This is a genomic window from Acidimicrobiales bacterium (assembly GCA_035531755.1).
Lineage (GTDB): Bacteria > Actinomycetota > Acidimicrobiia > Acidimicrobiales > UBA8190 > DATKSK01.
In genome coordinates this window covers 1-11,418 of sequence record DATKSK010000069.1, presented here as the reverse complement: position 1 = coordinate 11,418, position 11,418 = coordinate 1, and the positions used below count along the sequence as shown (strand labels likewise).

Annotated in this window: 10 protein-coding genes; 4 read left to right on the top strand and 6 right to left on the bottom strand. The window is 72.5% G+C overall.

The features are described 5' to 3' along the window. Positions 1–409: 409 nt before the first annotated feature. Both VMV22_13885 and VMV22_13880 read left to right on the top strand, forming a co-directional pair. Complete coding sequence (locus VMV22_13885; GenBank protein HUY23423.1) at positions 410–1,975, top strand: alkaline phosphatase family protein; 1,566 nt, start codon at positions 410–412, stop codon at positions 1,973–1,975. A 165-nt stretch (positions 1,976–2,140) separates the two neighbouring features. Continuing rightward, positions 2,141–2,605, top strand: a complete 465-nt coding sequence (locus tag VMV22_13880) for a hypothetical protein (protein ID HUY23422.1) — start codon at positions 2,141–2,143, stop codon at positions 2,603–2,605. A gap of 5 nt (positions 2,606–2,610) precedes the next feature. Here VMV22_13880 and VMV22_13875 read toward each other — a convergent pair whose 3' ends face one another. From VMV22_13875 to VMV22_13850, 6 genes are all read right to left on the bottom strand, one after another. Further along, entirely contained in the window at positions 2,611–4,071 is a 1,461-nt protein-coding gene (locus VMV22_13875; GenBank protein ID HUY23421.1) for a PKD domain-containing protein, read from the bottom strand. Between the two features lie 163 nt (positions 4,072–4,234). Continuing rightward, a complete protein-coding gene (locus VMV22_13870; protein ID HUY23420.1) occupies positions 4,235–4,921 on the bottom strand; it encodes a glycosyltransferase family 2 protein in 687 nt (228 codons plus the stop codon). 67 nt (positions 4,922–4,988) lie between these two features. Next, positions 4,989–6,032: a hypothetical protein gene (locus VMV22_13865; GenBank protein HUY23419.1), complete on the bottom strand. Its 1,044-nt coding sequence runs from the start codon at positions 6,030–6,032 to the stop codon at positions 4,989–4,991. Positions 6,033–6,135: 103 nt separating this feature from the next. Further along, entirely contained in the window at positions 6,136–6,396 is a 261-nt protein-coding gene (locus tag VMV22_13860; GenBank protein HUY23418.1) for a hypothetical protein, read from the bottom strand. A gap of 100 nt (positions 6,397–6,496) precedes the next feature. Further along, positions 6,497–7,948 (bottom strand): LuxR C-terminal-related transcriptional regulator, encoded by a 1,452-nt coding sequence (locus VMV22_13855; protein HUY23417.1) that lies wholly within the window; start codon positions 7,946–7,948, stop codon positions 6,497–6,499. Between the two features lie 265 nt (positions 7,949–8,213). Beyond that, positions 8,214–9,218, bottom strand: coding sequence for a class E sortase (locus tag VMV22_13850; GenBank protein HUY23416.1), 1,005 nt, complete (start codon positions 9,216–9,218; stop codon positions 8,214–8,216). A 468-nt stretch (positions 9,219–9,686) separates the two neighbouring features. On the opposite strand from VMV22_13850, the gene VMV22_13845 reads away from it, so the two are divergent. Together VMV22_13845 and VMV22_13840 are read left to right on the top strand one after the other, a co-directional pair. Further along, a complete protein-coding gene (locus tag VMV22_13845; GenBank protein ID HUY23415.1) occupies positions 9,687–10,328 on the top strand; it encodes a hypothetical protein in 642 nt (213 codons plus the stop codon). A 172-nt stretch (positions 10,329–10,500) separates the two neighbouring features. After that, the coding region (locus VMV22_13840) for a hypothetical protein (GenBank protein HUY23414.1) at positions 10,501–11,418 on the top strand (918 nt) is incomplete at its 3' end.

The window sequence follows — 11,418 nt, the reverse complement described above, 5'->3', positions numbered from 1 at the left end:
AGCCCGCCCGGTGGCCGTCGCCCCCCCCGGCACCCGAACGGGCGGCGCTCCCCGGGTTCGCCTGAGCCAGCACCTGCACGCGGGGACCCCCCTTCCCGGTCGACGCGGGGCCGCGGCGCCGACGGACCATCTTCGCAGACGGCGGTTGGCTCCCAGCAGCAGCGGGGCGGCGCCGCTGACACCCCGGTGGCCGAAGGTGGGGGTGCGGCCCCGTCTGACCAGGTCGAACGGTGTGGCGAGGCGTGGCGGCCAGCACATCATCGCCCGCCCGGCGTCTCGTCATTATTGGCGATTGGGCTTCCGCCGGGGCTGTGTTTGCATGGGCGCAGGTCGTGGCGGGAGGGAGTCCGGCGCGCCCTGGGGAGACGGGGGAGAGCCAGTGAGTGCGCGCGTCAGTCGTAGGCAGGTATTGGCGGGGGGTGCGGGAGCGGCGGCCGCGGCGGCGCTGGCGTTCTCACAGTCGCCCCAGGGCCGGGAGCTGGCCCAGGACACCGTCCGCCGGGCGGCGGGGATCAAGCCGGCGGGTGGGGACCTCGGGGCGGTGCAGCACGTCGTCTTCCTGATGCTCGAGAACCGCTCCTTCGACCACTACTTCGGGTCGCTGGGCGGTGTGCGCGGCTTCGACGACCACGCCCCGAACACCCCCGGCGTCTTCGCCCAGCCCTGGCCGCGGGGCGCGGCGCCGACGCTCCTGCCGTTCCACATCGACACCAAGCACCGCAAGGGCGAGTGCACCTACGACCTTTCCCACACATGGGTGACCCAGCACGTGTGCTGGGACTACGGCCACATGGACCGCTGGGTGTCGACCCACACCTCCAACTGGGACGAGGGCCGCAGGCGCGGCACCATGACGATGGGCTACTACACCGAGGAAGACCTCCCGTTCCACTACGAGCTGGCCAAGCAGTTCACGGTGTGCGACAACTACCACTGCTCGGTGCTCGGCCCGACCCATCCCAACCGGCTCTTTCACATGTCGGGGACCAACGACCCCGACGGCCTCGCCGGCGGCCCCATCCTGTCGACCAACGAGCTCTCCACGCTGCAGTTCTCCTGCAGCTGGGACTCCATGCCCGAGCGCCTGTCGGCCAACAACGTGTCGTGGAAGGCGTACAACCCGGTCGGCTCCGTCTACCAGCCCGGCGGCGGATTGGCCCTCCTGGTGAGCGACAACATCCTGCTGTACTTCCAGCAGTACCAGAACCCGGCGAGCACGCTCTACCAGAACGCCTTCGGGTACTACGGGCCCAACACCAACAGCATTCTCGCCGGGCAGGCAGGGCCCAACGACTTCGCCCACGACGTCGCCACCGGCCAGCTGCCGGCGGTGTCGTGGCTCTTCCCGGGCCTGGGGTTCGACGAGCACCCGCCGGCGGCGCCGGTCCTGGGCGAGTGGTACACCCAGCAGGTGCTCAACACGCTGCTGTCGAACCCCTCGGTGTGGGCGAGCACGGTGCTGTTCATCTCCTACGACGAGAACGACGGGTTCTTCGACCACGTGTCGCCGCCCACCGCCCCCATCGGCACGCCGGGGGAGTACGTGACGGTGAACCCGCTCCCCCCCGACGCCGGCGGGATCCCCGGGCCGATCGGTCTGGGTGTGCGGGTCCCCATGACGGTGGTGTCGCCGTTCAGTGTCGGCGGGTACGTGTGCTCGGACACCTTCGACCACACGTCGCAGCTCCGGTTCCTCGAAACCCTGTTCGGCGTGCCCGTCCCCAACCTCTCCGCCTGGCGGCGATCGGTGACCGGCGACCTGACCGCGGCACTGCCGAACCTGACCCAGCCGGTCACGGCGCCTCCCACCCTGCCGACCGTGACGACCAACCTGGCTAAGCGGCCGTTGAGCGAGTGCCTGCCCGGCCAGCTGGTCGAGGACAATCCCAGGGTGCGCCCGTACCCCATCCTCCATGCGCGGTCGCAGACCATGCCCACCCAGGCGCCGGGCACGCTCACCCCGACGCCGACCTGACGCCGCCCGGCGTCCCTCACTATTGACGACCCGGGAGTATCGGCGACTCCGGCAGTGACGCTCTGCGCCCGGGACGGGAACGCGCCGCTCCTGTCCGTCGTCTACACAGGGGTGAACGACGTGTGGTGGCGGTGGCGTCCGGGGTCGGCTCGACGAGCCGAGCCGGTGCGGTGGAAGCTGGTGCCCGTGCGGTTGCGCCGGGGGATGGTGGGCGTCGTCGCCGTGGGCGTGGGCGCCGTCGGCGCCGCCTGCGGTGGTTCGCCGTCGCCGTCGCCGTCGCGCGTGGTGATCACCCAGTCGACGACGACGCCCACCGTGGCCACCGTGGGCGAGACCGTCGTCGTGGCGCTCGTCAGCGCCTCGTACGGTCGCGACGGCCGGGTCGTCCCCTGGGGCCGGCCCGTCTCCGATGCCCCCGGGGTGCTCGCCCCCACGGGAACGGGTGGTCCGGCCGGTGTGGCCTGCCCCCGCCACGCCACCTGCACGGCCTTTACGGCTCGCACCGTGGGTGTCGCCACGGTCACGGCGGTGGGGCCGTCAGGGATCCTCTGCACCCGCCCCGGCGGTCACTGCATGGCGGTGGCGGCCGTGCGACGCCGCTTCGTCGTGCGGGTGGTGGCGGTGTCCTGACACTGTCAGTGGACGACGACGAAGGCCGTCGTCTGCTTCTGCATCCCCGTGGCGTCGGTGACCGTCAGGGTCACGAAGTGGGTGCCCCTCGTGACGAAGGCGTGCTTCACGATGCGGCCCGACGCCGTGGCGGCGCCGTCGAAGTTCCAGGCGTAGGCGACGATGCTGCCCTTGGACGTCCTGGCGTTGAACCGGACGGGGCGTCCCACCCGCGGCGCCCGGGGGGCCACCTTGAATGCGGCGATCGGGAGGTCGACGCGTTGGATGCAGCCCGTCTTCTTGGAGGCGTGGTAGTCCTCGTTGCTGAACTCCTCCTGGGTGAGGTAGTGGGCGCCGTTGATGGTCTGGTTGTACAGCGCGCCGGGCCTCCCGCCGAGCGCCGAGCCGTAGGTCGCCGCGCAGTCGTCGGCGATCTCGTTGCCGGCCCGGTCGAACCAGGCACTGCCCAGGGGGTCGGTGATGGACTCGTTGAGCTCGTGGCTGAACACGTCGAGCACCACGTCCGCGTCGAGCTCGCCGTTCGGGGACTGGTTGGTGCCGAGCGACGCCTCGGAGCCGCACGTGAACCCGGTGGGCGAGCTGTAGATGGGGAAGGGGAGGTCGGAGTAGACGGCGTCGGCGGCGGTGTTGGAGTGATAGGCGCAGAACGTCCCGCCGCCCTGGCTGATGGTGCACTGGCCGCCCTGGGCGTTGTCGAGCCCGTCGGAGCAGGACTCCACCCCCTTGGGCAGCAGGACCATGTAGGAGTGGGCCAGGTCGTGGGGGAGCGAGTTGGCGCTGAGCACGCTGTTCAGCTCGGCCTGGATCTGGGCGTCGGTGACGCACTCGGAGTACCCGGAGTTGTCGCTGTAGACGGCCCCGGAGTCCGGGCTGCACCCGTTGGTGATGGCCCCGGTGGCGGTGATCGCCGTCCCGGCGTGGACGTGATAGCCGGCGCCGTACTGCAGGTCGGCGGAGTACACGTTGGTGGGCTTGCCGTCGTCGGCGGCGACGTTGGCCACGTAGGTCGTGATCACGCTCTTGTAGGCGGCACTCATGGTGTTGGCGGGGTCCCAGAAGATCGGCACCACGGTGACGTCGCCCGGCGTGGTGCCGGTGCCCATGAGCGGGCCCCCGTGGTAGAGCAGGGGCGGGGAGCCGCTGAACGCGGCGCTCTTGCGCGTCGACGCGGGGCCGGACGTTGTGGTGGGAGGGGCGGTGCGCACCTGGGCGTTCGGGGCCAGTGCCGTGGCGCCGCAGGCGGCACCGCCGGGCACGGCGCGTGGCGCCACGACGCCCAGGAGGCGCCCGTGGCGCGCCGACGTGGTGGTGGTCGCGCAGGAGGTCGACACCACCGGCTGGGCCGCCGCCAGGCCGGCGGGGCCGAAGCCGGCGCCGGCGCCCGGTGTGGCTGCCAGGAGCGACAGGGACACGAGCAGAGCCGAGGCGAGCACCGGGCCTCCGAGTCGCGGCGACCCCTTCGTCATGCGTCCCTCCCCCGAGCGGCCGTGGCGGGACGCCGTGCGGCCCGGAACGGGACCGGGCGGGCCCACCGGCCGACGGTCCAGCGAATCACCGGGCCCTGCCTCCTGTCGTCGTCAGAAATGACTATTCCCCCCGTCACCGGCCGCCCGGTCACCGGTCCCCCCGTCACCGGCCGCCCAGGAACCGGATCCTGGCCAGGATCCACAACGCCTGGACGCCGTCGCGCCAGGTGAGCTTCTTGCCCTCCTCGCGGCCGCGGGCCCGGTAGGTGATGGGTACCTCGTAGGGCCGGACGCGGCGCTTGAGCAGCTTGGCCGTGATCTCGGGCTCCACGCCGAAACCCTCCTCGTGGAGGTCGAGGTCGCGGTACAGCGCCAGGGGCATGACCTTGAAGCACGTCTCCAGGTCGCTCAGCCAGGCGTTGAACAGGACGTTGGCGGCCATCGTCACGGCCCAGTTCCCCACCACGTACCAGAACGAGTAGGCCGTGTGGCTGCCGAACGTCCTCGTCCCGAACACGACCTCCGCCTCGCCCTGCAGGATCGGGTGCAGGAGGGCCGGGATGTCGGTGGGCGTGTACTCGAGGTCGGCGTCGCACACGATCACGTAGTCGCCCGACGCCAGCCCGGCGGCGGTGCGCACGGCCGCCCCCTTGCCGCGGTTGGCGGGGTGGTGGTGGCGCACCACCGCCGCGGGCAGGGCGTCCACGATGGCGTCGGTGCCGTCCGTGCTGCCGTCGTCGACGATGACGAGCTCCATGTCGCACGGGTACTGCACGTCGAGCACGCGCGCCACGGCGGCGGTGAGGGTCGCCGACTCGTTGTACACCGGCATCAGCACGCTGAGTTTCATGGCCAGTCCAGTCGTGTGTCGGTCACGGGGCGGGTGTCCGGCGCGCCGGGCGCCGCCACCTTCGGTGTCAGTGCCACGGCGGAGCCACGGCGATGGCAGAGGGCCGGCCCTTCACGCCCACGGACCGGCCGGCGCGCCCCGTCGCCAGGTCGATCGGCGTCACGGCGCCGTCCAGGCCGGCCACCCACGCCCGGTGCCCGCCGCCGTCGACGGCCAGCGCCTCGGCCAGGTGGCCGACGGCGACGGGCGCGCCCGCCACCAGCCCGGGGATCGCCACGGGGACGAGGGACGCGCCGACGGCGACCCAGGCCGCCGGCCCGCCCGCCGGGGAGGTCGGGGCCATGGCGACCGACGTCGGGCCGGGGCCCACGGCGACCGGCGACCCCGCACGCCGGGTCGCCAGGTCCACGGGCGTGACCGTCCCGTCGCCGAAGTCGGCGACCACCGCGGTGGTGCCGTCGGGGGTCACGGCCACGGCGTCGGGCTCGTTCCCGACGGGCACCCGGGGCCCGGCCGTCATGGTGGACAGGTCCACCAGGGTCACGGTCCGGTCCCCGAAGTCGGCGACCACGGCCGTCCTGCCGTCGGGGGTGACGGCCACGGCGTCGGGCCGGCTGCCCACCGCGATGGGGCGGCGCGCCCGCAGGCGGGTGAGGTCCACCGGCGTGACGGTGCCGTCCCCGAGGTCGGCGACCACGGCCGTCCTGCCGTCGGGGGTCACGGCCACGGCGTCGGGCTCGAGGCCCGTCGGGACCCGGCCGATCACGGCGTCGCTCGCCGTGTCGAGGACCACGAGGACGTCGGCACCTTGCGCCACGACGAGGAGCCGACCACCGCCGGGGGTCGTCGCCACCGCCGAGGGCAGCGAGCCGATGGTGACCCGGCCCGCGGTCCGGCCCGCGGCGAGGTCGATGGGGGTGATGGTGGTTCCCGGCAGGGCGTCGGAGGCGAAGTTGCACACGTAGGCCCGGCCGCCGGCCGGCGCCGTGCCCGCCGGGAGCGCCGTGCTCCTGGCCGCGGCGCCGCACCCCCCGGCGACCACGACGACCACGCCGAGGAGGAGCCCCCGGAGGCGGGGCGCGACACGCGGCGCGGCGCTCAGGCGTGGCATGTCGACACCGGGGGCGGCACCGGGGGCACCCGGCGGGGGTGCCAGGCGGTGGCGACGAGGACGGTGGGCCGGGCCCCGACCGGGGTCACGGCGGGGGCGTCCGTCAGCTTGCGACGGGGTCGCTCGGAGCCTTGGTCGACGAGCGCTTGTCGACGTAGAACAGGATGCCCCCGATGACCCACAGCACGACGGCGCCGGCGATGGCCGCTTCGCCCCGGCGCTTGCGGTGGGCCTTCACCCGCTGCAGCGGTCCGAGGAACGACGGCAGCGAGTGCGCCGGCACCGAGAAGTAGATGATGCCGACGACCAGGGCGATCAGGCCCAAGACGCCGAGCACCGCGGCGAGCCATTTCAACGGGGTCATCTGCGGCACATTAGCCAACCGACCGCGGGCGTGTCGGTGATGGAAGTCCGGCCTCGGTCCGCCACCGCCCCGGGCCTCGGTCGACCGCCGACGTCACAGCTCAGTCCGCCACCGCGTAGTCGGGCAGGGTCCCGAAGGCGAGGGCCACCGCGGCCAGCTGCGAATTCACGTTGAGCTTGCGCAGGATCGAGCGGATGTGCGACCGGACGGTGGTGAGCGACACCACGAGGCCGGTGGCGATCTCCGCCGCGGAGCGGCCCTCCATCATGTGGAAGAGCACGCGGCGCTCGCTCGGGGTGAGGTGCACCAGCGCGTCGTAGGGCGCCGGCAGCTGCCCGGGCCCGCGGTGCTCGTCGTACCCGTTGGGGGACCCCCCGTTGGCGCTCGCCCGCCGGGCGGCCTGGCGGGCGAGCTCCTGGGCGAGCAGGTCGGTGTGCAGCAGCCCGATGGCACCCTGCTCGACGCACACGGCCAGCGCCGCCGCGCTGGCGCCGACGCTCAGCGCGATGACCGGCGTGCCGGCCTCGCGCAGGGCGCGCGTGATGCGGGCCGGACGGTCCCAGGAGCAGTGCGAGTCGTGGGCGGCGCCGTACCGGGGCATCTCGGCCTGCACGACCACCACCACCACGTCGGGCTTGGCCAGGTACAGGTCGAGGAGGACGGCGTCGGTGTCGATGGCGGGGGACACCACCGGCCGCGCCCCGAACCGGCGGGCGATGGCCGCCACGGCCTCCATGACGGGCCGCGGGTTGTGGTCGGGGTTGGCCTCGGGGTCCACGAACAGGACCCGCAGGCCCGCTCCCGACAGGACGGAGCGGCTGTCGAGGATGCCCGGCGCGCTCCAGCCGTTGGGGGCGGCCGTCGCCGACGGCGGCAGGACCAGTTCGTCGGACAGGGGCACGAGCATGCGGTGGTCGAGGCGCCGCGGGTGGCGAGCCGCCTTGCGCCGGCAGGCCTCGGCGGCCTCGGCCGCTTCGGGGTCGACGGCCGGCAGCGGGCTGCGGAGCGCCAGGGCCTGGTGGTCGGGGACGTGGGTGACGGCGACGAACGGGGCGGCCCGGCCGTGGTCGTCGGTGGGGGACGACCCGCGGGTCAGGCGCAGCGACGCCATGGCGGCCGCCGCCAGCGCCGTCGGCTCCACGTCGGTCGTTCCCGCCCCGACGCCGATGGCCACCCGCAGGTCGAGACCGGTGGCCCCGACGGCGAGGTGGTCGCCCAGGGCGCGCGCCAGGCGCTTGCCGAGGGCGCCGGGCGCCACGCGGTCCGAGCCGTTGCCGAGGACGACGGCCACGCGGGGGCCGCCCAGCATGCACACCTGGTCGTCGGGGCGGATGCAGCGTTCCATGCGCCGCAGCGCCAGTCGCCACAGCAGGTCGCTGCGCTCCGGCTGGACGCCGCCCCTCGTGGCGGGCTGCACGTCGACACAGGCGATGATGTTGTGGCCGGAGCCCGGCGCCCAGGTGCGCCGCTCGGCCAGGGCCGTGGCCGACGTTCCCCCTTGGCCGGTGGCGTCGGTGGCGTTGGCCGCGCCCCCCGGGGCGTCGTCGCTCATCGGCTGGGGCGAGCCCTCGGGCCCGGGCCCGGATGCGGACGCGACCGGTGCGGTGACGGCCACCCGCCGCCGCCGACCCCCGTCCTCCACGCGTTCAGCGAACGTCGTCACTTTGCCATAGCGGCGCCCCCGCACCCCCCCTACCACACCACGGAGCGTGACCCTCAGCTGCCAAAACTACCCGGTGAGGGCCACGACGGCCAAGTGCTTTCGCCTCGGCAAGCAAAATATGACGAAATTTGGGCTGACTCTCAGGAAGCGCGGGTCAGAAGCTCTGCGGCAGGGCCAGGCTGATGTGCTGGAAGCACAGCAGGAGCCCGCCCACGACCAGCGGAATGCCCGTGGCCAGCACCACCCACGACCACGGGCGTCGGCCCCGACGCCAGGCCACCAGGCCGAGGACGGCCCCCACCAGTGTCAGGGCACCCCAGAGGATCGCCTGACGCACCTCGCCCCCGGTGCTCGTGCCACCCAGGCCGCCGCCCAGGCCGCCGCCCTCGGCGCCGCCGGCGAGGCTCGGGGCCGTCGTGCTCGGGGTCGGGCCGGTGGTCGAGGAGCTGGCGGGCGTGGTCGTGGTGGTCGGCAGGCTCGCCGGGTTGACGGTCGTCTTGGTCAGGGTCGCCGTGACCACGAGGCGCGTCGCCGCGCTGTAGCGCGGGTTGCACGTGGTCAGGGTGAGCTCGGGCGTGTTCGACTGGGCCAGCACGGTGACGTCGCTCGGCACCACGACGTGGGAGCCCACGACCTGGTAGTCGAAGACGCCCTGCGAGGTCTGGATGGAGATCGGGTCGCCGGGCTGGAGGTTGTTCAGGTCGTAGAAGGGGGCCCCGTAGGTGGTGCGGTGGCCGGCGATGGCGGCGTTGCCGGCCTGGCCCGGCAGGGAGGTGCCGACGTAGTGCCCCGGTCCCTGCTGGAGCTGGTGCTCGTCGGTGCCCTCCACGATGGCGACGCCGTTCATGCCCATCCGGGGGATCGTGAGCAGCCCGATGGGGGTGCCCACGCCCGGGTCGGGGGTCGTCGGGGCCACCTGGTCGACCGGGGCGGGTGCGGTGGTGCTGGTGGCCCCCGGCGTCGTGGTCGGGGGCGCGGTGGTCGTCGGGGTGTGGAGCTTGTGGGCCAGCTCGGTGCGGAGCTGGTCCTGGGCGTGGTGCTCGTAGAGGGCCGTGCCCCACAGCTGGTAGGCGACGAAGGACAGGAGCAGCAGGCCGGTGCTCACGAAGGCCACGGCCACGCGTTTGACCAGCCGGCCCCGCTTCGTTCCCCCCGTCACAGCCCGCCAGCTTACGGTTCCGGCCGCCCCTGCGGCCGTCGTGCGGCCGCCGTTCCCCGTCACGCAGTGTCACCGGTCGGCTACAAGCCAGCCACCCCGGATCCCGGCTCACCGGCGGCGGGCGGCCCTTCGGGCACGATTTCCTCAATCGTGACGATGTGGCGGTTGACCCGCCTCCGTATGGTGAGCCGGAAGAAACGGTTGCGGGGGTCCGCATCGAGGTGGTTGGCGCGCCATTCGTGGCGGCGTCGGGTTCGTGTCGGGGCCCGCTCGAGGGGAAAGGGGGCTGGGAGGGTCTTCTGCTCGCGGTGGAAGTCGGGCCGATCGGGCCACGCCGTTTGCCGGGATGCACCCCCTCGGCCGACTGCGCAGTCATGCCGCGGGAGAACCGGGGGGGGATGCGTGTCAGGAACTGAACTGTTCAGAAACCAACCAAAGGAGCAACAAAACATGCGTCGCAAAATCCTGATGGGCGTTCTCGCAGTCGCCCTTCCGGCCGGTGCTCTGGCCACAACCCAGTCCACGGCGTTCGCCAAGGTCGTGCAGAACCCGATTGCCTGCGCCAACTTCGCCGGCACCGTGACGTTCGGGACCCCGCTCACCACAGCTGGCGTGGCCACGTCCTCCAAGCTGTCGAACAACACGAACGTCACCGGCACGAGTGGTACCTGCACCGGTTCGAAGGCCCTGGTGGCGACGTCGCTGAACATCGCCGGTGGCAAGAATGCCAAGCTGCTCAAGACCGACCCGCGCTACAACAAGGCGACCGGCGTGAAGTACGTCGAGGGCACCTGGGCCGAGTTCACCGCCTCGGGCACCGGCTTCAAGAAGACCCTCAAGACCATCAGCTTCACCATCGGTGGTTCTCCGGTCCTCTTCAAGACCAAGGGGTCGAGCGAAGTGGTCGGTGGTGCTTGCGGGGCGGCCGTGGGCTTCCAGATCACCGGTATGGTCAAGAATGGGACGTACGCCGACAAGACCGCGAGCATCCTGGCGTGCCTCACGACTGACGCTGGCGGGACGTCGACCGGCAGCTTCATCGCCGACCTGCTCGTCGCTCAGGGCATGACCTCCGCCCAGATCGGCGGGAACAGCAACGCAACGCTGTAACCAGGGGCAACTCGCACCAAGTATCTGGATGCAGGAAACGCAGTTGAAGTGAAGGTGAAGCATCGGGAACCGCGTGGGGGCGGGGCCATCTGGCCCCGCCCCCCACGGTCCGACTAGGGGGGGATTTGTGGAGCGCTTGAGGCGTACCTCGAGGTTGTTGGCGACGATCGGCGTGTTCGCCATAACGGGTGGCGGCGTCCTGCTCGCCACCAACGTCACCAGCGCGGCCGGCGCCACCACCACCCTGTCGCTGACGACGACTGCGGCCGGTGTGACGTGCGACAACAGCAATCCCTCCGCACCCATCTGCTCCGGTCTCTCCGCGGGCAACGTCGTCAACGTCTCGGGGACCGGGTTCTCGCCCGGCGCCCTCGCCTCGATCATCGAGTGCAGTTCGGACACCGCCCAGCCGGTGATCCTCTTCCTCGGCCAAGACGTCCCGGTCAGCTGCTCGCCGCTGGCCATCGTGACCATTCCGAGCTCGGGTGCCTACAAGGGCAAGCTGGTCGGCACCCACACCGTGACGACCGGCACCGTCGTGGTGGTGGCCTGCGACGTGGTGGTCGTGGCCCCCGTGGTCGTGGTGGTGGGCTGCGTCGTGGTGGTGGTCGGTTGCGTGGTGGTGGTGGCGCCGGTGGTCGTGGTGGTGGCGCCCGTGGTGGTCGTGGTCGCCCCCGTGGTCGTGGTGGTGGCGCCCGTCGTGGTCGTGGTCGCCCCCGTGGTCGTGGTGGTGGCGCCCGTGGTGGTCGTGGTCGCCCCCGTGGTCGTGGTCGCCCCCGTGGTGGTCGTGGCCCCGCCGGTGGTGGACGTGGTGGACGACGTCGGCGGCGTCTCGTTGCCGAAGAGGATGGTGCCGATGGCCCGGTCACCGGCCTGGTCGCCGATGGCGAGCACGCAGGTGAAGCCGGCGGCCTGCTGGGCGGCCGTGGGCGGGCACGGGAAGTTGGCGGCGTCGGTGGCCGCGTTGGTGCTGGTCGTACAACCGGCGATGGTCGATGAGGTGGGGACGACCTGGTTGCAGGTCGTGGGCTGCCCGGAGATGGGCGGGCCGACCTGGCCGGTCGTGAGGGTATGTTTCCCGGACAGGGTT

Excerpts from the sequence above, each read along its gene's own strand:
- VMV22_13875 (HUY23421.1), bottom strand. The coding sequence starts at position 4,071 with ATGACGAAGGGGTCGCCGCGACTCGGAGGCCCGGTGCTCGCCTCGGCT.
- VMV22_13845 (HUY23415.1), top strand. The coding sequence starts at position 9,687 with ATGGGCGTTCTCGCAGTCGCCCTTCCGGCCGGTGCTCTGGCCACAACC.
- VMV22_13855 (HUY23417.1), bottom strand. The coding sequence starts at position 7,948 with ATGAGCGACGACGCCCCGGGGGGCGCGGCCAACGCCACCGACGCCACC.
- VMV22_13860 (HUY23418.1), bottom strand. The coding sequence starts at position 6,396 with ATGACCCCGTTGAAATGGCTCGCCGCGGTGCTCGGCGTCTTGGGCCTG.
- VMV22_13870 (HUY23420.1), bottom strand. The coding sequence starts at position 4,921 with ATGAAACTCAGCGTGCTGATGCCGGTGTACAACGAGTCGGCGACCCTC.
- VMV22_13865 (HUY23419.1), bottom strand. The coding sequence starts at position 6,032 with ATGCCACGCCTGAGCGCCGCGCCGCGTGTCGCGCCCCGCCTCCGGGGG.